Annotated in this window: 21 protein-coding genes; 11 read left to right on the top strand and 10 right to left on the bottom strand. The window is 64.7% G+C overall.

The window, feature by feature from the left end; translation table 11 throughout:
- Positions 1 to 75: 75 nt before the first annotated feature.
- From hemW to rph, 3 genes are read right to left on the bottom strand one after another with little or no spacing between them, the layout of a single operon-like run.
- Positions 76 to 1,233 (bottom strand): radical SAM family heme chaperone HemW, encoded by a 1,158-nt coding sequence (gene hemW / locus XH88_RS00860; RefSeq protein WP_271613532.1) that lies wholly within the window; start codon positions 1,231 to 1,233, stop codon positions 76 to 78.
- Complete coding sequence (gene rdgB / locus XH88_RS00855; RefSeq protein ID WP_271613531.1) at positions 1,220 to 1,855, bottom strand: RdgB/HAM1 family non-canonical purine NTP pyrophosphatase; 636 nt, start codon at positions 1,853 to 1,855, stop codon at positions 1,220 to 1,222. Before rdgB ends, hemW begins: the two co-directional genes overlap by 14 nt.
- An 11-nt stretch (positions 1,856 to 1,866) precedes the next feature.
- Positions 1,867 to 2,580 (bottom strand): ribonuclease PH, encoded by a 714-nt coding sequence (rph, locus tag XH88_RS00850; RefSeq protein WP_271613530.1) that lies wholly within the window; start codon positions 2,578 to 2,580, stop codon positions 1,867 to 1,869.
- Between the two features lie 169 nt (positions 2,581 to 2,749).
- On the opposite strand from rph, the gene hrcA reads away from it, so the two are divergent.
- Both hrcA and grpE read left to right on the top strand, forming a co-directional pair.
- A complete protein-coding gene (gene hrcA / locus XH88_RS00845) occupies positions 2,750 to 3,838 on the top strand; it encodes a heat-inducible transcriptional repressor HrcA (protein ID WP_271613529.1) in 1,089 nt (362 codons plus the stop codon).
- A gap of 99 nt (positions 3,839 to 3,937) precedes the next feature.
- A complete protein-coding gene (gene grpE / locus XH88_RS00840; RefSeq protein ID WP_271613528.1) occupies positions 3,938 to 4,543 on the top strand; it encodes a nucleotide exchange factor GrpE in 606 nt (201 codons plus the stop codon).
- Positions 4,544 to 4,642: 99 nt separating this feature from the next.
- Here the strand turns inward: grpE and pncA are convergent, their stop codons facing one another.
- Both pncA and XH88_RS00830 read right to left on the bottom strand, forming a co-directional pair.
- Entirely contained in the window at positions 4,643 to 5,365 is a 723-nt protein-coding gene (pncA, locus tag XH88_RS00835; protein WP_271613527.1) for a bifunctional nicotinamidase/pyrazinamidase, read from the bottom strand.
- A 185-nt stretch (positions 5,366 to 5,550) separates the two neighbouring features.
- Positions 5,551 to 6,492 carry a hypothetical protein gene (locus XH88_RS00830; protein WP_271613526.1) on the bottom strand — a complete coding sequence of 314 codons (942 nt, stop codon included), beginning with the start codon at positions 6,490 to 6,492 and terminating at the stop codon, positions 5,551 to 5,553.
- A 334-nt stretch (positions 6,493 to 6,826) separates the two neighbouring features.
- On the opposite strand from XH88_RS00830, the gene dnaK reads away from it, so the two are divergent.
- The 8 genes from dnaK to XH88_RS00790 all read left to right on the top strand — a co-directional run bounded on the left by dnaK (position 6,827) and on the right by XH88_RS00790 (position 14,203).
- Complete coding sequence (gene dnaK / locus XH88_RS00825; RefSeq protein WP_092289553.1) at positions 6,827 to 8,728, top strand: molecular chaperone DnaK; 1,902 nt, start codon at positions 6,827 to 6,829, stop codon at positions 8,726 to 8,728.
- 242 nt (positions 8,729 to 8,970) lie between these two features.
- A complete protein-coding gene (gene dnaJ / locus XH88_RS00820; RefSeq protein ID WP_209965054.1) occupies positions 8,971 to 10,107 on the top strand; it encodes a molecular chaperone DnaJ in 1,137 nt (378 codons plus the stop codon).
- A gap of 88 nt (positions 10,108 to 10,195) precedes the next feature.
- Positions 10,196 to 10,795, top strand: a complete 600-nt coding sequence (locus XH88_RS00815; protein WP_271613525.1) for a class I SAM-dependent methyltransferase — start codon at positions 10,196 to 10,198, stop codon at positions 10,793 to 10,795.
- Between the two features lie 56 nt (positions 10,796 to 10,851).
- On the top strand, positions 10,852 to 11,430 hold the full coding sequence (locus tag XH88_RS00810; protein ID WP_271613524.1) for an NADPH-dependent FMN reductase: 579 nt from the start codon (positions 10,852 to 10,854) through the stop codon (positions 11,428 to 11,430).
- 6 nt (positions 11,431 to 11,436) lie between these two features.
- Positions 11,437 to 12,147, top strand: coding sequence for an orotidine-5'-phosphate decarboxylase (gene pyrF, locus XH88_RS00805; protein WP_271613523.1), 711 nt, complete (start codon positions 11,437 to 11,439; stop codon positions 12,145 to 12,147).
- Positions 12,148 to 12,171: 24 nt separating this feature from the next.
- On the top strand, positions 12,172 to 12,483 hold the full coding sequence (locus XH88_RS00800; protein ID WP_128948834.1) for a DUF1330 domain-containing protein: 312 nt from the start codon (positions 12,172 to 12,174) through the stop codon (positions 12,481 to 12,483).
- 253 nt (positions 12,484 to 12,736) lie between these two features.
- On the top strand, positions 12,737 to 13,552 hold the full coding sequence (gene dapB, locus XH88_RS00795) for a 4-hydroxy-tetrahydrodipicolinate reductase (RefSeq protein WP_271613522.1): 816 nt from the start codon (positions 12,737 to 12,739) through the stop codon (positions 13,550 to 13,552).
- A gap of 27 nt (positions 13,553 to 13,579) precedes the next feature.
- The gene (locus XH88_RS00790) at positions 13,580 to 14,203 is read left to right on the top strand and encodes a 2,3-bisphosphoglycerate-dependent phosphoglycerate mutase (RefSeq protein WP_271613521.1); all 624 of its coding nucleotides are present in this window, start codon (positions 13,580 to 13,582) and stop codon (positions 14,201 to 14,203) included.
- Between the two features lie 124 nt (positions 14,204 to 14,327).
- On the opposite strand, the gene XH88_RS00785 is transcribed toward XH88_RS00790, so the two are convergent.
- Entirely contained in the window at positions 14,328 to 15,224 is an 897-nt protein-coding gene (locus XH88_RS00785; protein WP_271613520.1) for a bifunctional helix-turn-helix domain-containing protein/methylated-DNA--[protein]-cysteine S-methyltransferase, read from the bottom strand.
- A gap of 56 nt (positions 15,225 to 15,280) precedes the next feature.
- The gene (locus XH88_RS00780; protein WP_271613519.1) at positions 15,281 to 15,799 is read right to left on the bottom strand and encodes a DUF2244 domain-containing protein; all 519 of its coding nucleotides are present in this window, start codon (positions 15,797 to 15,799) and stop codon (positions 15,281 to 15,283) included.
- 22 nt (positions 15,800 to 15,821) lie between these two features.
- Here XH88_RS00780 and nth point away from each other — a divergent pair, with 22 nt between their 5' ends.
- Positions 15,822 to 16,571, top strand: coding sequence for an endonuclease III (nth, locus tag XH88_RS00775; RefSeq protein WP_271613518.1), 750 nt, complete (start codon positions 15,822 to 15,824; stop codon positions 16,569 to 16,571).
- 6 nt (positions 16,572 to 16,577) lie between these two features.
- On the opposite strand, the gene XH88_RS00770 is transcribed toward nth, so the two are convergent.
- The 3 genes from XH88_RS00770 to XH88_RS00760 form a co-directional block, all read right to left on the bottom strand.
- Positions 16,578 to 17,318, bottom strand: coding sequence for a sulfate transporter family protein (locus XH88_RS00770; RefSeq protein ID WP_271613517.1), 741 nt, complete (start codon positions 17,316 to 17,318; stop codon positions 16,578 to 16,580).
- A gap of 85 nt (positions 17,319 to 17,403) precedes the next feature.
- Positions 17,404 to 18,816 carry an MFS transporter gene (locus XH88_RS00765; protein ID WP_271613516.1) on the bottom strand — a complete coding sequence of 471 codons (1,413 nt, stop codon included), beginning with the start codon at positions 18,814 to 18,816 and terminating at the stop codon, positions 17,404 to 17,406.
- Between the two features lie 407 nt (positions 18,817 to 19,223).
- Positions 19,224 to 20,180, bottom strand: coding sequence for a LysR family transcriptional regulator (locus tag XH88_RS00760; RefSeq protein ID WP_271613515.1), 957 nt, complete (start codon positions 20,178 to 20,180; stop codon positions 19,224 to 19,226).
- Positions 20,181 to 20,265 lie beyond the last annotated feature (85 nt).

Below are 20,265 nucleotides of genomic sequence, written 5' to 3'. Positions count from 1 at the left end.
CGCAGTCCGGGAACAGTCTTTCGGCGTCGACGAACCCCGGATTTCGCGTCGCTCCATCCGGGCTACGAGATTTCGCTAAGCCGCCAGATCCGCGACCACGGCATCCAGCACCGGGAAGCCGCTGCTCGTGACGCGCAGGCGTCCGCTCGCATCGACTGTGATCGCGCCTTCCTCGCGCAGCAGGGCGATACGGCGGGGATCGAGCGGGCGACCGGAGAGTGCGGTGTAGCGCTCGGGGTCGATGCCTTCAGCCAGGCGCAATCCCATCAGCAAGAATTCGTCGGCGCGCTCTTCGCTGTTGAGGAGATCGTCGGTGACGATGCCGTGGCCGTTGGTCTCGACGCGCAGCAGCCAGGCTTCGGGGCGCTTCTCGGTCGCGGTCGCATGGCGCACGCCGTCGATGTCGAGGCGGCCATGGGCGCCGGGGCCGATGCCGGCATATTCCTCGCCGCGCCAGTAGACGAGATTGTGCCGGCATTCGGCGCCGCGCCGCGCGTGGTTGGAAATCTCGTAGGCGGGTAGCCCAAGCTTGTCGCAGGTCTCCTGCGTCACGTCGTAGAGCGCCCGCGCGGCCGCTTCGTCCGGCGTCTTCAGTTTGCCGGCCTGATGCAGGCCGAAGAACGGCGTGCCTTCTTCGATGGTGAGCTGGTAGAGCGACAGATGCTCGGCGGCTTCGTCGATGGCGAGCCGAAGTTCGTCGGCCCACATCGCCGGCGTCTGGTCGGGCCGGGCGTAGATCAGGTCGAACGAGTAACGGTCGAACGAACGGCGCGCGATCGCAACGGCATCGAGCGCCTCGCGCGCGCTGTGCATGCGGCCCAAAGCTTTCAGCGAGGCATCGTCGAGCGCCTGCACGCCAAGGGAGACGCGATTGACGCCGGCGGCGCGATAGCCGGCGAAGCGCGTGGCTTCGACGCTGGTCGGGTTTGCTTCCAGCGTGACTTCAACATCCTTGGCGACGCTCCAGTGCTTGCCGATGGCATCGAGCACGGCGCCGACGGTGGCCGGCTGCATCAGCGAGGGCGTGCCGCCGCCGAGGAAGATCGAGCTGACCTCGCGGCCGGAGGCGCGCGCGGCGGTCGTCGCAATCTCGCGCGCAAAGGCAGAAGCAAAGCGCGTCTCATCGATCGCGGCGTGGCGGACATGGCTGTTGAAGTCGCAATAGGGGCATTTCGATAGGCAGAACGGCCAGTGCACGTAGACGCCGAACGCATCCTTGTCAGCGTGGCTCAAGGCAGATCTCCGCCAGTTTCACGAAGGCGCGGGCGCGGTGCGACAGGCCGAGGCCGAGCGGTGGCAGGCCATGCTTCTCGATGCTTTCCATCTCGCCGAAGGTGCGGCCGTGACCGTCGGGCAGGAACATCGGATCGTAGCCGAAGCCTGAGGTGCCCCGCGGCGGCCACACCAGCGTGCCGTCGACGCGGGCCTCGACCTCTTCGAGATGATTGTCGGGCCAGGCGACGCAGAGCGCGGAGACGAAATGGGCTCTGCGCTTGTCCGGCGTGGTCGCGCCGCGCTCCTGCAACAGGCGCTCGATCTGCGCCATCGCCGCGGCGAAATCCTTTGATGGCCCGGCCCAGCGCGCGCTGTAGATGCCGGGCGCGCCGTCGAGCGCGTCGACCACGACGCCGGAATCATCTGCGAACGCGGGCAACTTCGCCGCCTGCGCCGCCGCGATCGCCTTGATCGCGGCGTTGCTGCGGAAATCGTTGCCGGTCTCGTCGGGCTCGGCCAGGCCGAGCTCGCCGGCCGACACCGCCTCGACGCCGTGAGGCGCGAGCAGCTCCCGCATCTCGGCGAGCTTGCCGGGATTGTGGGTGGCGATGACGAGCTTTCCGGTGATTCGACGGTGCATGGGCCTATTGACTACGCGACGGCGAGTTTCTGCAAGTCCACGAGCCGCGACACGCCCTTGCGCGCCAGCGCCATCAGCGCCAGGAACTCGTCCTGCGTGAACGGCTCGCGTTCCGCGGTACCTTGCACCTCGACGATGCGGCCATCGCCGGTCATGACGAAATTGGCGTCGGTCTCGGCTTCCGAATCCTCGGCATAGTCGAGATCCAGCACCGGCGTGCCGTTGTAGATGCCGCAGGAGATGGCGGCGACGTTGTCGCGCATCACATTGGTCTTGACCATGTTGCGCGCCTTCATCCAGTTGATGCAATCGGCGAGCGCGACCCAGGCGCCGGTGATCGAGGCCGTGCGGGTGCCGCCGTCGGCCTGGAGCACGTCGCAATCGACCGTGATCTGGCGCTCGCCGAGCGCTTCGAGATCGACAATGGTGCGCAAGGAGCGACCGATCAGGCGCTGGATCTCGACGGTGCGGCCGCTTTGCTTCCCGGCGGCCGCTTCGCGGCGGGTGCGTTCGGAGGTCGCGCGCGGCAGCATGCCGTATTCGGCGGTGACCCAGCCGCGGCCCTGGCCCTTCAGCCATGGCGGCAGGCGCTCTTCCAGCGTGGCGGTCACAAGCACATGGGTGTCGCCGAATTTCACGAGGCAGGAGCCTTCCGCATATTTGACCACGCCGCGCTCCAGCGTCACGGGGCGCAATTCGTCGGGCGCACGGCGGCTTGGCCGCATGGGAAATCCTCCAAAACTCGCAAGGGTAGGGCTGTTCGCGGTGCTTGTAGGTGGGGTGAAGGTGGGCAGCAAGGCTTTTTCACCCCCTGATCTCCACCCCGCAAAGGTCACGCTTGTCAGAACCGCCCCGGATGGACAAATTATGAGCATCTGAGAGGAGTTACCGTCTGTGGCCCATCACGATCCGATCCATCTGATCGCGCCGCGCGCAGGCCTCGCCCAGCTCAACGAGCGTTCCCGCGACATCTTTCGACAAATTGTCGAAAGTTACCTCGCGACCGGCGAGCCGGTCGGCTCGCGCAACATTTCGCGGCTGATCGCCATGCCGCTGTCGCCGGCCTCGGTCCGCAATGTCATGGCCGATTTGGAACAGCTCGGCCTGATCTATGCCCCGCACACTTCGGCCGGCCGGTTGCCGACGGAACTCGGCCTGCGCTTCTTCGTGGATGCCTTGATGCAGGTGGGCGACCTCAACGACGCCGAACGGCAGTCGATCCAGAGCCAGCTCACGTCCGTCGGCCAGGTCCACTCGGTCGAGGCGGCGCTGGATCAGGCCCTGACCCGGCTCTCCGGCCTGACGCGCGCCGCAGCGGTGGTGCTGACTCCAAAATCCAATGCGCGGCTGAAGCACATCGAATTCGTCCGGCTGGAACCCGAAAAGGCCTTGGTGATCCTGGTCGGTGAGGACGGCCAGGTCGAAAACAGGGTGCTGACGTTGCCGCCCGGAGTTCCCTCCTCGGCGATCACCGAAGCGGGCAATTTCCTCAACGCGCGAATCCGCGGCCGTACCCTGGCCGAGGCGCGGCTCGAGCTGGAGACTGCGCTCGCAGAGGCCCGTGCCGAGCTCGATCAATTGACCCAGAAGGTCATCTCCGCCGGCATCGCCAGCTGGTCCGGCGGCGAGAACGAGGACCGTCAACTCATCGTTCGCGGCCACGCCAATCTGCTGGAAGACCTGCACGCGCTGGAGGACCTCGAGCGTGTCAGGCTGCTGTTCGACGATCTCGAGACCAAGCGCGGCGTGATCGACCTGCTCGGGCGCGCCGAAACCGCCGAAGGCGTGCGGATTTTCATCGGCAGCGAGAACAAGCTGTTTTCCCTGTCGGGCTCATCCACCATCATCTCCCCCTATCGGGATGCCGCCGGCCGTATCGTCGGCGTTTTGGGCGTGATCGGGCCGACGCGGCTGAATTATGCCCGTGTGATCCCGACCGTGGACTATGCCGCCCGCATCGTCAGCCGCCTGCTGGGGGGCTGACCGGCGTTTGAGCCGATCACGGGCGCTTGATTTTCAGCGCCCGAAGCACGATATCCGGGCAAGAAAACCTCCCCCTGAGACGAGTTCGAGAAGCAGCCGATGACCGATCCAACCCGGCAACCCGAAGACACGGCCGCGCCGACCGGCGAGCCCGTAGTGTCGAAACCCTACATCATGCCCGACGATCCCGAGCCGGGCTCGATTGAGCTGTTGCAGAAGGAAGCCGCCGAGGCGCGCGATCGTATGCTGCGGACGCTGGCCGAGATGGAGAATTTGCGCAAGCGAACCGCCAAGGAGGTTGCCGACTCCAAGCTCTACGGCGTCACCGGTTTTGCCCGCGACGTGCTCGACATCGCCGACAATCTTCAGCGCGCCCTTGATGCCGTTCCGGCGGACGCACGCGCCAATGCCGATGCCGGCCTGAAGGGACTGATCGAGGGCGTCGAGCTTACCGAGCGCTCGCTGCTCAACGCGCTGGAAAAGCACGGCGTGAAGAAGTTTGACCCGCAGGGCCAGAAGTTCGATCCGAACTTCCAGCAGGCGATGTACGAAGTCCCTGACGCCACGGTGCCCGCGGGCACCGTGGTGCAGGTCATGCAGGCCGGCTACACCATCGGCGAGCGCGTGCTGCGCCCGGCGCTGGTCGGTGTCGCCAAGGGCGGCGCAAAACCCGCGGCCGCCGCGAACAGCAACGAAGCGAATTGAGGCTTTGCGTCATTCCGGGGCGGCCCGTAGAGCCGAACCCGGAATCTCGAGGTTCCGGGTTCGATGCTTCGCATTGCCCCGGAAGGACCGATTACTATCTTACGCACTCACCGCGATATCCGCGGACTGAATCCGCTTAACGCCGGCCTTGGCCAGATCGGCCCAGGCTTTGGCCAGCGAGCCCTGATTGTCGATGCCGCGGCAGGCGTCTTCCACGACATAGACCTCAAATCCCGCCTTGCGCGCGTCGAGCGCGGTCCAGGCGACGCAGAAGTCCGTTGCTAAGCCTGCGACGAAGACGCGCTTGATCTTGCGTCCCCTGAGATAGCCGGCGAGACCGGTCGAGGTCTTGCCATCGGCTTCGAGGAAGGCCGAATAGCTGTCGACATTCTTGTGAAAGCCCTTGCGGATGATGAGCTCGGCCTGCGGGATCGAGAGATCCTTCGACAGCGACGCGCCGTCGGTGCCCTGCACGCAATGGTCCGGCCACAGCACCTGCTTTCCATAAGGCAGGTCGATGGTCTCGAACGGCTTCTTGCCGGAATGGACTGAGGCGAACGAGATGTGGCCGGGCGTGTGCCAGTCCTGCGTCATCACAACGTTCGCGAAGCCCTTCGCGATCTTGTTGATGACGGGCACGACCTGTTCGCCTTCCTTCACCGCGAGGCTGCCGCCCGGTAGGAAGCAGTTTTGCACGTCGATCACGAGCAGCGCGGAAGTCTCGTCCGGCTTGATGGATGCGGCCGCAAGCAGGGCGGTTGGCGCCAGCGCCGCAAGCGCCGTCGTCCCAAGCGTCGCGAGGATTTTTCGTCGATCAAGCATCGTTCGCCTCCCTCCATGATGATCCAAGCCGGGGAAGCCTAGTTCCGTTCGTATACGAACAGAAGCCCGAAAATGCAGCCGGGTTTGGTGAGCTCTTGGGCTGCCGCCACGCAACGTAGCGGCGTCCCGGCCCCGTGCGCAATTGCGCACGGGGAGGCGGGACGGCACCGAATATGCGGCGGATGCTACCCCTTCGGCTGGATGCCGTCGCGCACGGCGCGGAAGCGGGTGAAGGCGTCCGACCACTGATCGCGCGGCGCGCTGGCGATGATGCGCAGCGAGGCGCCGCCGCCCGAGAAGCGAATCCACTGCACCACGGTCACCGGCGTCTTGTCCTTGCCGCTGATGCCATCGATCCGGGTCTCAAAGCCCTGCTGGCCGTTGATGCGGATTGGCTCGGACATGGTGACGCGGGATTCGCGCACGCCGGGGATCTGGAGCGCGGCCTCCTGGGCGAAACGGGCGCGATCGTCGGCGGCTTGGGGGGTCGCGCCGATCAGGCCGAGGATCATGAACGGCTTGGATTCATAGCCTGCGCTCTCATTGCCGTCGGCCAGGATGATGCTGGCTCCCGGCGCGAGCGTGCGGATGTCCTTGAAGCCTGCAAGCTCGGTGATCTTGAACGGCATCAGCCCGAGCTGTTCTTCCGCCGACACCTCCTTGCGGATGGCGGCGGTCGCAAACATCTGCTTCACCGCCTCGTCGGTGTAGATCTTCGAGGCGTTTTCGGGGACCTGCACCGCGACATAGCCGGAGAAGCCGGTGCCCGGCACGATCATCGAATACCGCTTCACCGGGGTGGTGCCGGCCTTGCCGCTCTCGGTGGTGAAATAAGCAAGACCTGCCGGTGTCTCGATCTTGTCCGGCTTGATACCGTTGCTGCCCGCCGGATTGGCGGTGAAGGCGGCCACGACCTCGCCATAAGCCGCCGACGGCAGCTCAGTGATCAGCACCTTGACGCTGCCATCCTCGTTCTCGAAGCCCGGGAAAGTCTTGGCCTTGCTGAGGCCGACCAGCGGCACCATGCCGAGGCGCAGGCCAGGCGGGTAGACGGCGTCGGCCGCGAGCGCCGGACATGCGGAGATGACGAGAAGGACGAGCGCGGCGAGGGGGCGGGTCAGCTTCATGGGCACTCTGATTGGTTCACATTGAGGCCGTTCGATGGTCGCCAGGCGGGCTGGCGCGCCGGTAACAGGGCGGGGCCACCTTCCGGCCGGCGAGCCGGCGGATCACCGACCTGTTAATAATCCCTCATCCGCAAGGGCGGTTGGGCCCGGATATGATCTTCCAAAACCCAATGTTTTCACGGTCCAAACTTGCGTTCGGTCCTTGCGGGCCCCTCCCCCCCTCCTATATGAGCCTCAACCATCGCAATATCGCGAATGTTTGATCTTAGGGGGTTTCGGATTGGGTGCCTTCTGGGCCCAACCAACCTGCCGCAAAAAGAAGGATATCAGGACCATGGGAAAGGTCATTGGGATCGACCTCGGCACCACGAATTCGTGCGTCGCCGTGATGGATGGCAAGAACGCCAAAGTCATCGAGAATTCCGAAGGCATGCGCACGACGCCTTCGATCGTCGCCGTGACCGATGACGGCGAGCGCCTCGTCGGACAGCCGGCCAAGCGCCAGGCCGTCACCAATCCCGAGCGCACCTTCTTCGCAGTGAAGCGCCTCATCGGCCGCCGCTACGACGACCCGATGGTCGAGAAGGACAAGAAGCTCGTTCCGTACAAGATCGTGAAGGCTTCCAACGGCGACGCCTGGGTCGAGGCCGACGGCCAGACCTACTCGCCCTCGCAGGTCTCCGCTTTCATCTTGCAGAAGATGAAGGAGACCGCGGAAGCCCATCTCGGCCAGAAAGTCGATCAGGCCGTCATCACCGTTCCCGCCTACTTCAACGACGCCCAGCGCCAAGCGACCAAGGACGCCGGCAAGATCGCGGGCCTTGAAGTTCTGCGCATCATCAACGAGCCGACCGCGGCCGCGCTCGCCTATGGCCTCGACAAGACCAAGGCCGGCACGATCGCCGTGTACGATCTCGGCGGTGGCACGTTCGATATCTCCATTCTCGAAATCGGCGACGGCGTGTTCGAGGTGAAGTCGACCAACGGCGACACCTTCCTCGGCGGCGAAGACTTCGACATGCGCCTCGTTGGCTATCTCGCCGACGAATTCCAGAAGGAGCAGGGCATCAACCTGCGCAACGACAAGCTCGCGTTGCAGCGTCTGAAGGAAGCCGCTGAAAAGGCCAAGATCGAGCTGTCGTCGACGACGCAGACCGAGATCAACCTGCCCTTTATCACCGCGGACCAGACCGGCCCGAAGCATCTGACGATGAAGCTCACCCGCGCCAAGTTCGAGGCGCTGGTCGACGACCTCATCCAGAAGACCGTCGAGCCCTGCCGCAAGGCGCTGAAGGATGCCGGCGTCACCGCCGGTGAAATCGGCGAAGTCGTGCTGGTCGGCGGCATGTCGCGCATGCCGAAGGTCCAGGAAGTCGTGAAGCAGCTGTTCGGCAAGGAGCCGCACAAGGGCGTCAATCCGGACGAAGTCGTGGCGATCGGCGCCGCGATCCAGGCCGGTGTGCTGCAGGGCGACGTCAAGGACGTGCTGCTGCTTGACGTGACCCCGCTGTCGCTGGGCATCGAGACGCTGGGCGGCGTGTTCACCCGCATCATCGACCGCAACACCACGATCCCGACCAAGAAGAGCCAGGTGTTCTCGACCGCCGAGGACAATCAGAACGCGGTCACCATCCGCGTCTTCCAGGGCGAGCGTGAAATGGCGGCCGACAACAAGATGCTCGGCCAGTTCGACCTGATGGGTATTCCGCCGGCCCCGCGCGGCATGCCGCAGATCGAGGTGACCTTCGACATCGACGCCAACGGCATCGTCAACGTCTCGGCCAAGGACAAGGCGACCGGCAAGGAACAGCAGATCCGCATCCAGGCCTCGGGCGGTCTGTCGGAAGCCGACATCGACAAGATGGTCAAGGACGCCGAGGCCAACGCCGCGGCCGACAAGCAGCGCCGCGAGGCGGTCGACGCCAAGAACCATGCCGACGCGCTGGTGCACTCCACCGAGAAGGCCCTGGCCGAGCATGGCTCGAAGGTCTCCGAGACCGAGCGCCGCGCCATCGAGGATGCCGTCAGCGACCTCAAGGAAGCGCTGAAGGGCAGCGATGCCGAGGCGATCAAGGCCAAGACCAACACGCTGGCTCAGGCTTCGATGAAGCTTGGCGAGGCCATGTACAAGCAGCAGGCCGAAGCCGATGCGGCCAAGGACGCTGCGAAGGATGACGTTGTCGACGCCGAGTTCACCGAGGTCGACGACGACAAGAACAACAAGAAGTCTGCATAAGCCCCAAGAGGGTATGATGCGGACGGCTTGGACCCCACACGCTGAAGCGGCCTCCCCCCTCAAGGGGGAGGCTTTCGTGTCGGGACAGGCGGGTGCGCCCGTTACGATCAATCAATTCCCAGCCGTTATGCTCAATGCTGCCATGCAGCCCTCTGCAGTGATGCGGAAGGCTGACTATATCGTCGCGTGGCGACGTTGTTTCGCTCCGACTTGAATCGCGATCGGATAGACCTGAGTCAGACATGTCCACGTCCACCAAGCGCTGCTACTACGAAACCCTCGAAGTCGAACGCACGGCCGACGAGAGCAAGCTGAAGTCGTCATTCCGCAAGCTAGCGATGAAATTCCATCCCGACCGCAATCCCGGGGATGCGACCAGCGAGGTCAAGTTCAAGGAAATCAACGAGGCCTATGAGATCCTGAAGGACAAGGACAAGCGCGCGGCCTACGATCGGTTTGGCCATGCCGCGTTCGAGCAGGGCGGTCCCGGCGGCGGTGGCGCCGGTTTCGGCGCGGGCTTTGCTTCTTCCTTCTCCGATATCTTCGAAGATCTGTTCGGCATGGCCGGGCAGCGCGGCCGCGGCGGCCGCGAGCGTGGCGCCGATTTGCGCTACAACATGGAAATCACCCTCGAGGAAGCCTTTGGCGGCAAGACCGCGCAGATCGAGATCCCGGTCTCGGTTACCTGCGAGGCCTGCTCCGGCATCGGCGCCAAGGCCGGCACCAAGCCCAAGACCTGCTCGACCTGCGGCGGCGCCGGCCGCGTGCGGCAGTCGCAGGGCTTCTTCACGCTCGAGCGGACCTGCCCCGGCTGCCAGGGCCGCGGCCAGATGATCGAGGACGCCTGCCCGTCCTGCTCGGGTCAGGGCCGCGTCACCCGCGAGCGGACGCTGTCGGTCAACATCCCGCAAGGCGTCGAGGACGGCACCAGGATCAGGCTCGCCGGCGAGGGCGAGGCCGGCGTCCGCGGCGGCCCGCCCGGCGACCTCTACATCTTCCTGTCGCTGGCCCAGCACCAGTTCTTCCAGCGCGACGGCGCCGATCTGCATTGCCGCGTGCCGATCTCGATGGTCACCGCCGCGCTCGGCGGCGAGTTCGAGGTGCCGACCATCGACAAGGGCAAGGCCAAGGTGAAGGTCCCGGCCGGAACCCAGTCAGCGCGGCGATTCCGCATTGCATCAAAGGGTATGCCGGTGCTGCGCTCGCGTCAGATGGGCGATATGTATGTCCAGGTCGTGGTCGAGACTCCGCAGAACCTCACAAAGAAACAGCAGGAATTACTGGCCGAGTTCGACAAGCTCTCCTCCGGCAACACCCAGCCGGAATCCGAGGGCTTCTTCGCCAAGGTCAAGGATTTCTTCGGTAATCGGGCGAACTGACTCGGCTTGACCGTATCGTCTTCGGCCTATACGTCTTTATGACCATTTTCTGACACGCCGCGGTCGCGCGGTCCCGTCCGGTCCTGACATGCCATTGCCATCGTCCGCGCGTGCGTTGAAGAAGCCCCGTCTCGATGACGAGGTGCGTTTTCTCAGGTCGTGGATCGAAAAGCCGCTCCACATGGGCGCGGTGATGCCCTCGGGCAAGCTGCTGGCGCGGACCATGGCTCACTACGTCGATCCCGATTCGGACGCGCCGGTGGTCGAGCTCGGGCCCGGCACGGGTGCCATCACCTCGGCCCTGGTCGAGCGCGGCGTGGACCAGAAGCGCCTCGTCCTCGTCGAATATAATCCGGGCTTCTGCGCCCTGCTGCGCGATCGCTATCCGCAGGCCAAGGTGGTGCAAGGCGATGCCTATCGCCTGCGCGACACGCTCTGGAATATCCTGAGCGCGCCGGCGAGCGCCGTCGTCTCCGGCCTGCCGCTGGTCACGAAACCGATGCTGACGCGGCTGCGGCTGATCCGCGACGCCTTCACGGCGCTGGCGCCGGGCGCGCCCTTCGTCCAGTTCACCTATGCGGTGGTGCCGCCGATCCCGAAATCGCTGCCCGGCGTGTCCACAGAGGCCTCGGAACGGATCTGGATGAACCTTCCGCCGGCCCGCGTCTGGGTGTATCGCAAGGACTAATTCCGCCGGCTTTCTTCCATGCGCGGCGGCTCGTTTCGCCGAACGCATTGGATTGGATGTCAGCTCCGAAAATCCTGATCATTCCTGGTTCGCTCCGCACCGGCTCGCACAACGTGAAGCTGGCGGCGGTCGCCGCGTATGAATTCGCCCAGGCCGGCGTCGATGTCACCCGCATCTCGCTCGCCGATTTTCCGCTGCCGATCTACGACGGCGATCTCCAGGCCAAGTCCGGCGTGCCCAGGAACGCGATCAATCTGAAGCGCATGATCGGTGCGCATCACGGCGTGCTGATCGTCTCGCCCGAATACAATGCTTCGGTACCGCCGCTGCTCAAGAACGCGATCGACTGGGTCAGTCGCGTCCACGAACTGCACGAGGCGCGCGGCGAGGTGTTCCGCAATCGCACCTTTGCGCTCGCCGGCGCCTCGCAGAGCCGGCTTGGCGCTGCCCGCGCGCTCCAGGCGTTGCGGCTGATCCTGACGTCGTGCCACGCCAATGTGATTGCCAGTCAGCTCACGCTCGCCTTTGCCGACCAAGCCTATGACGATATGGACAGGCTGAAGAACGAGGGCGATATCGCTGCCTTGAAGGAGCTGGTGCGGCAGTTGATCGACATTTCCCAACGCATGATGTGAGGTGACATGACGCCAGCCGCAATCGCCCCGAAAGACCGCCTGATCGTTGCGCTCGATCTGCCCAGCGTCGACGCCGCGGAGGCGATGATTGCAAGGCTCGGCGACAGCGTCACCTTCTACAAGATCGGCTATCGCCTGGCTTATGCCGGTGGATTGCCGCTGGTGGCAAAGCTTGCCGACAGCGGCAAGAAGGTCTTTCTCGATCTCAAGCTGCACGACATCGGCAACACCGTAGCACAAGGTGTCGAGAGCATCACGAAATCAGGCGCGACCTTCCTGACGGTGCACGCCTATCCGCAGACGATGAAGGGCGCCGTCGAAGGCCGCGGCTCTTCGAAGCTGAAGATCCTCGCCGTCACTGTGCTCACCTCCTACAACGAGGACGATCTGCACGCGGCGGGCTATCGGCTCGGCGTCTCCGAGCTCGTCGAAGCGCGCGCGCAGCAGGCGCAGGCGCTCGGCATCGATGGCTTGGTATCGTCGCCCGAGGAAGTCGGAGCCTTGCGCAAGATCGTCGGCCACCAGATGGCTCTGGTCACGCCTGGCATACGTCCGGCGGGCGCGGCAGCCGGTGACCAGAAGCGCATCATGACACCCGGTCGCGCGATCAGCGTGGGCGCGGACTATCTCGTGGTGGGACGACCGGTGGTGGAAGCCGCGGAGCCCAAGGCAGTCGCGGACGCCATCCAGGCCGAGGTCGCGCAGGCGCTCGGCTGACCAACAACAACAAGGGAGAAGAACATGGCAAAAGGCTACTGGATCGGACGCGTCGATGTGAGCAATGACGAGGGCTACAAGCCCTATGCCGTCGCCAACGGTCCCATTTTCAAGAAATGGGGCGGCCGCTTCGTCGTTCGTGCCGGCAAGTTCACCACTGTCGAGGGCGCCAGCCGCACGCGCAACGTCGTGATCGAATTTCCTGATTATCAGACCGCGATCGCCTGCTACAACTCGCCGGAATACCAGGCCAACATCAAGGTGCGGCAGCCGCACTCGATCGCCGACCTCATCATCATCGAGGGCTATGACGGCCCGCAGCCGCAGGACGGTTGAGGCTCTCTTTCTTACCCTCCCCTGGAGGGGGAGGCGGCACGGAATCGAGCGAAGCGAGATTGCGTGACGGGGTGGGGTGATCTCTCCACTCGGGCACTGTCCGTCGCGGAGGGACCGTCACCCCACCCCGCTCGCGCTGCGCGCGATCGACCCACCTCCTCCAGGAGGGGGGTGGGAGCATGCCGCGCGCTCATGGCCCCTCGGTTGCCGGAACTGCCTCCCGCCGCTACAACGCAGCTGAGAGGATCGCACCATGTCAGACATGCGCTTGATTGTAGCCGGAGCCGGCGGCCGGATGGGCCGAGCCCTGACGCGGGCGATTGCCGACAGCAAAGGCGCGGTATTGGCCGGCGCCCTGGAGGCGCCCGGCTCGGAGCTGCTCGGCAAGGATGCCGGCGTGCTTGCGGGCCTGCCTGCCAATGGCATCAAGCTCTCCGCCGACCTCTGGGCGATGTCGAAGGACGCCGACGGCATCCTCGATTTCACCGTGCCGGCCGCGACCATTGCCAATGTCGCAATCGCGGCCGAGCGCGGCATCGTTCATGTCATCGGCACCACCGGGCTGTCCGCTTCCGACAATGCCGTGATCAAGAGCGTCACCAACCGAGCGGTCGTGGTGCAGTCGGGCAATATGAGCCTCGGCGTCAATCTGCTCGCCGCGGTGGTCAAGCGCGTCGCCAAGGCGCTCGACGAGAACTTCGACATCGAGATCGTCGAATCCCATCACCGCATGAAGGTCGATGCGCCCTCCGGCACCGCGCTGATGCTGGGCCAGGCGGCAGCGGCTGGCCGCGGCATCTCGCTCGAGGACCATTCGGAACGCGGCCGCGACGGCATCACCGGCGCGCGCAAGCCCGGCGCGATCGGCTTTGCTTCCTTGCGCGGCGGCACCGTCGCCGGCGATCACAGCGTGACCTTCCTCGGCCCGTTCGAACGCCTGACGTTGTCGCATCAGGCGGAGGATCGCATGCTGTTCGCCCATGGCGCGCTGAAGGCGGCGCTGTGGGCGCATGGCAAGACGCCGGGGCACTACTCGATGGCCGACGTGCTCGGCCTCGCCGATATCTAACCGAAAATAGCGAACGGAAAGCAGTCAATGAGCGAACGTCTTCTCGTGCTCGTGCGCCACGGCCAGAGCGAATGGAATCTGAAGAACCTGTTCACCGGCTGGAAGGATCCTGATCTCACCGAGCTCGGCGTCAAGGAAGCCAAGGAAGCCGGGCGCAAGCTCAAGGCGCAGGGGCTTGTGTTCGACGTGGCCTTCACCTCGGTCCTGACGCGGGCGCAGCACACGCTCGATCTCATCCTCGATGAACTTGGCCAGCAGGGCCTGCCGACCTCGAAGAACCTCGCGCTGAACGAGCGCGACTATGGCGACCTCTCCGGCCTCAACAAGGACGACGCCCGCAAGAAATGGGGCGAGGAGCAGGTCCATGTCTGGCGCCGCTCCTATGACGTACCGCCGCCCGGCGGCGAAAGCCTGAAGGACACGCTCGCGCGCGCCTTGCCGTATTACGTGCAGGAAATCCTGCCCGGCGTGCTCAACGGCAAGCGCACGCTGGTTGCCGCCCACGGCAATTCGCTGCGCGCGCTGATCATGGTGCTGGAAAAGCTCTCGCCTGAAGGCATCCTGAAGCGCGAGCTCGCGACCGGCGTGCCGATCATCTACCGGCTGAATGCGGATTCGACGGTGGCGTCGAAGCAGGATCTGGCGGGGTAGGTTTTCGCCGCACACGCTGGGCCGAAGGGTGGGCAAAAGGGAATCGTGCCCACGTTCTTTCGACGGTTTCAGAGAGATGGTGGGCACGGCGCTGTGCGCCCTTGCCCACCTTCCGGCATCTCAACTACTGCATCCCGAGCTGTCCGGCTTCCCAGCCCAGCATCGCCTGCTTGCGGGTGATGCCCCAGTGATAGCCGGTGAGCGTGCCGCTCTTGCCGAGCGCGCGGTGGCAAGGCACGACGAACGAGACCGGGTTCTTGCCGACAGCGGCGCCGACGGCGCGCGAGGCCTTTGGCTTGTTGATGTTACAGGCGATGTCCGAATAGGACACCGCGCGGCCCATCGGAATCTTCAACAACGTCTCCCACACCCGCACCTCGAAATCGGTGCCGATCATCACCACGCGGAGCGGCTGGTCCGGCCGCCACAGCTTGGTGTCGAAGATGCGCGCCGCAAGTGGCGCGGTGCCTTCGTGGTCCTCGACGTAAGTGGCGTTGGGCCAGCGGCGCATCATATCGGCGAGCGCGGCCTTCTCCTCGCCGGGATCGGCGAAGGCGAGGCCCGAGAGCCCGCGGTCGGTCGCGATCACGATGGCCGTGCCGAAGGGCGAGGGATGGAAGCCGTAGCGCAGGGTGAGCCCCGCGCCGCCGTTCTTCCATTCGCCTGGCGACATCGCTTCATGGGTGACGAAGAGATCGTGCAGGCGGCCAGGTCCCGACAGGCCTGAGTCGAGCGCCGCGTCGAGGATGCTCGCGGAATCCCGCAACAACGCCTTGGCGTGGTCGAGCGTCAGCGCCTGCATGAAAGCCTTCGGGGTAATCGAGGCCCAGCGGCGGAACAGATGGTGCAGCTCATCCGGCGTGACGCTGGCCGCATCCGCCATCGCCTCGATGGTCGGCTGCGCGCGCCAGTTTTCCGAGATGAAGGCGATCGCCCGGCGCACTGAATCATAGTCGCGCAGCGCGGCGTTCTGGGAGCCCGGCCTGGCCAGGCGCTGGTCATGTATGGCGAGTGTCATCATGAGCGAAAATGTAGGCGCGACACCGGGTCGAAACCACCCGATTTCCGACCCGCCGATCAGGTGACCGGGTTGTAGGTCGGGCCCCGCTTGGCGGCATTGAGTGCCTCGCTCAAGCCTTTGTAAAAGCTCGCCTTTTCGTCCGGCCCAAGGAACCTTGCGATCTGGATCTGGCGGCCGCGCGAGATCAGGTAGAGATGCTCGATGCCGAAGTCCTCGTCGACCTCCATGTCGAGGCGGACCCAGAGCGGATTGAAGGTCCATTCGGCGACCTGGCCGCGATGGCTGATACGTCGCACGCGCAATTCCGAGGTCGTGACGGTGATCTCTTCGCGCGCCCGGGCGGTGCGGAAATTGACCTTGAAGGCCCACCAGACCACGAGCACGTCGAGGCCGAAAAAGCCGAGCACCGGCCAGGCGCCCTTCATCAGGAAGACCAGGCCGGTGGCAAAGCTGACGACGCTCAGGAACAACATCACGGCGAGGAAGCCGGTGCGGTTGAGCGAGCGATGCGGCGTCAGCAGCGCGGAGAAGATCTGCTGCTCGTTCTCGCGCTCAATTTCGTTGCCTGTGCTCATCGTCCCTCAGTATATCCCGATCATGGCGAAAATCACCCGCAAGCCGGCCCCGCGCAAAGCGGCTGTGCCGAAGAAAAGGGCAAAGGCGGTCACCGCGAAGCCCAAGCCCGCGAAGAAATCTCTCAAGGCGACGAGACCCTGGACACCGGCCGAAGTTCGCGAGGTCTTCAGTCGTTTCCACAAGGCCAATCCCGAGCCGAAGGGCGAGCTCGAGCACGTCAATCCGTTCACGCTGCTGGTCGCCGTGGTGCTGTCCGCGCAGGCGACCGATGCCGGGGTCAACAAGGCGACACGGGAATTGTTCAAAGTCGCCGACACCCCGCAGAAGATGCTCGATCTCGGCGAGGAGCGTTTGCGCGACTACATCAAGACCATCGGCCTCTATCGCACCAAGGCCAGGAACGTGATCGCGCTATCGGCCAAGCTGCTCAGCGATTTTGGCGGCTCGGTGCCGCGCACGCGCACCGAGATCGAGTCGCTGCCCGGCGCGGGACGCAAGACCGCGAACGTCGTGCTCAACATGGCCTTCGGCGAGCACACCATGGCAGTGGACACGCACGTTTACCGCGTCGGCAATCGCACGGGCCTCGCGCCCGGCAAGACGCCGCTCGACGTCGAGCTCGGCCTCGAAAAAGTGATCCCGGCCGAGTTCATGCTGCATGCCCATCATTGGCTGATCCTGCACGGCCGCTATACTTGCCTCGCGCGCAAGCCGCGCTGCGAGGTTTGCCTGATCAACGATCTCTGCCGATGGCCGGAGAAGACGGTGTGAGCACCCTCACCGCATCTGTCGCGCCGGCTCGATCATCTCGGGTCGCGGGCCCGACAGTCGCTTGTGCATGTGAACCATGAAGGCCATGCCGAAGATCGGCGTCGCCAGGTTCACGACCGGGATCGAGACGAAGGCGGCGATGAACAGGCCGGCGGTGAAGATGACCGCGGCATTGTCGCGTCGCATCGCCTTGGCATCCTCGGGCGAGCGGAAGCGCATCGCGGCAAGCTCGAAATATTCGCGGCTCAAGAGCCACGCTGCCGCGAGAAAAAAGATCAGAAAGCCCGCGCCGGCCAGGAACACCAGCGGCAAGGCGGCGAGATAGACCACGATGGTCAGCAGCGCGGTCTTGATCCCCTCGAGCATCGCCTGGTTGAACGGCAGCGCAGCGCCCGGCCGCTCGGCGGGGTAATATTCGCGCTCGACGATGTCGGCGACGTCGTCGACGAAAAAGCTCGCCACCAGCGAGGTGATCGCGGGCATCAGGAATACGCTGCCGAACACGACGCCGAAACCGGCGGCAATCGAGATGATCCAGGCCAGCACCTCCAGCGACGAGTGCCAGCTCGGCCCGAGCAGACCCTCCAGCCAGACCTCGCCATAGGTCGCGAACCAGCTGAGCAGCCGCTGCAGCCCGATCGCCAGCACTGATATCAGCACGAGCGCAACCCCGATCGACCGCCACAGGATCGATCGCATCGGCGGCGACATCATTTGCGACAGCGCCTTGACGGCGGCATCCAGCATGGGAACCTCTCACGAAATCACCAGCGAGAGGTAGACACCCCCGCTCGCTTCGGCAAGGGATCTGCGGCGCAAGGTACCTGTGGTGCTACACCGTATCCAGCGCCTTGCCGCGGACGTCGGGACCGAACAGAGCCATGGCGATCACCACGATCAGCATGGCGGCGGTGATCAGGCCGAACACGCCGGTGACGCCGGCCTCCTTCAGCATGTAGGCGACGATGAAGCCCGAGAACGTCGCGGAGAGCCGGCTCATCGAATAGACGAGGCCGGAGGCCTGCGCACGGATCTGGGTTGGAAACACCTCGGTCTGGTAGGCGTGATAAGCGTAGGACATTGTCGTATTGCAGGCCGTCAGCAGCACGCCGCAGACGATCAGCAGCGCCGGCGCGGTCATCTGTGCGAACGCCATGCCGAACACGATGATGGCGATGCAGGCGCCGGCGATGATCCAGCGGCGTTCGAACCTGTCGGCGAAGCTCGCGGCAAGCAGCGGTGCGATCGGATAGGCGAAGGCGACGATGAAGGAATATTGGAGGCTCTTGGTAACGGTGATGCCTTTCTCGACCAGCAGGGTCGGCACCCAATTGGCAAAGCCGTAGAAGCCGAAGGCCTGGCAGAGGTTGAACACCATGAACAGGACGACGAGCGAGACATAGGGCGGCCGGAACAGATCGGCGAAGGCCACGCGTGCGGTCGTTTGTGTCGCGGGCCGCGCGGGCGGAGCTGAGGTGTTCGCCGCTGCGCCGCTTCTGGCTTCGAGCGTCGCAAGAATCCGGAACGCGTCCTCGGTGCGGCCGTGACGCGCCAGCCAGAGCGGGCTCTCGGGCAGGAACAGCCGGAGCACCCAGATGATCATGCTGGCGGCGGCGCCGATCAGCACCACCCAACGCCAGCCCTCGACGCCGTTAGGCGCGAGCGGCACCAGCCACCAGGCGAGGAAGGCGACAACGGGCACGGCGATGAACATGATCGACTGGTTCACCGCAAAGGCGCGCCCGCGCATCCGGCTCGGCACCAGCTCGGTGATGTAGGCATCGATGGTGATGACCTCGACGCCGATGCCGATACCGGCGAGGAAGCGCCACAACAGAAGGCCTCCGGAGGAGGTCTGGCAGGCCATGATCACGGAGGCGGCGCTGTAGGCGAGCAGGGCATAGGTGAAGATCGCGCGCCGGCCGAATCGATCGGCCAGAAAGCCGAGGAAGAAGGTGCCGACGAACAGGCCGGCGAAGGTGGCGGCGACGAAGGCGCCGATGCCGGAGAAGCCGAAGAAGGCCTGCGTCGTCGTGGAAAGCAATCCGCTACGGCTAAGGCCCGGCGCGATGTAGCCGATCAGGAACAGATCGTAGATCTCGAAGCAGCCGCCGAGCGAAAGCAGGATGACGAGCTTCCAGACGTAGCCCGTCGCTCGCATTCCCTCGAGTCGTCGCGAAATCTCGTCCGGTCCTGATGGTGCAGTGCCGAGCTCAAGGCCAGTGTCGATGCCGACAACGCTCATGATGTCCTCCCATGGCGCGCGGATCGCGCGCGGTTCCCGGCGGCCTGTCTCTGTGATTTTTCGGTAAGCTCTGCCGGACCGCGCCCATGTTGGCGGGTCGATGGCTGAAATCCAGAAGAACATATCGATGGGAGCGTTCGAGAATTTCGAAGGCGGCTGTTTTTTGCCTCTCCCCGCTTGTCCGCCGAAGCTTTAGCGTACACGGAAGCGGGGAGAGGCCGGAATTTGGGTTAGAAAAATTCCGGTGAAGGGGAGTCTCCGCGAATCCCGACCGCCTGCTTGTAACGGGAAAGTCTATCCGCGCGTCATTGCGAGCGCAGCGAAGCAATCCAGAATCCCTCCGCGGAAAGACTCTGGATTGCTTCGCTGCGCTCGCAATGACGAGGAGAGGGCGCGGGAGTCGACTCTCATCGTCCCCGCGGAGACCGCTCCTGCCCCACCAGCTCCGCCTGCCAGGCACCCTCGCGCACCTGCTCGGCGATCAGCGACAGCATCAACCGGCGCATCTCTTCCATCGCGTAGGTCATCGGGCGGTTGCGCAGGCGGCAGAGGTAGAGCGTGCGGGTCAATTTCGGCTCGACCACCTTGCGCGCGATCAGGCGACCGGCCGCCAGCTCCTCGCGTGCGAACAGTTTGGTGGCGATTGTGCAGCCGAGCCCTTCCACCAGCGCGCCGGTCATGCCCGTGATCGAGTTGGCGTGCAGGATCGCGCCGCCCTCCAGCCGCTTGAGCAGGACGGGATCGTCGAGCAGCGCACGGGAGGACAGGCCGAGGCCATAGCGCAGCAGAATCAGCGGCAGCCGGCTCAGCTCCTCGAACCGGATCGGCGTCTTGCCCTTGCCGACCAGCTTTGGAATGCCGACCAGGAACATCTCCTCTTCGAGCACGGCCTCGGTGATCAGCTCCTTTTCCGACGGCGGATTGTAGACCAGCGCGAGGTCGACATTGGAGATCATCAGATGCATCAGCGTCGCGCCCGACAGGCTCTCGGTGAGCGACAGCTTGAGCTTGGGATATTTCGTCAGCACCGTGCGCATCAGCTCGACGCCGATCGCCTTGACGCCGGAATTGGCCATGCCGATCGAGATCTCGCCGGCAATGACGCGCGCACCCTCGCGCACCTCAGTCTCGGCCTCCGCCATCGCGCGCAGGATGATACGAGCGTGCTCGTAGAGCCGCTCGCCGGCCGCGGTGGGGTCCATGCCGCGCGACTTGCGCTCGAACAAGGGCGTGGCGAACTCGGCTTCCAGGTTCGAGATATGATGGCTGAGCGCGGACTGGGCGACATTCACCTGGTCGGCGGCGCGCGACAGGTTCCGCTGCTCGTAAACGGCGATGAAATAGCGGAGCTGGCGCGAATCCATGTCAGATCAGCATTGGCGGTGAAGCGTTCTATAAGAGCGAAGGCATTCTTCGATAGATTATATTTTTAAGAACGCTTGTGAAGAC

The sequence above is a fragment of the Bradyrhizobium sp. CCBAU 51627 genome (assembly GCF_028128765.1).
Lineage (GTDB): Bacteria > Pseudomonadota > Alphaproteobacteria > Rhizobiales > Xanthobacteraceae > Bradyrhizobium.
This window is presented reverse-complemented; position numbering and strand designations above follow the sequence as displayed.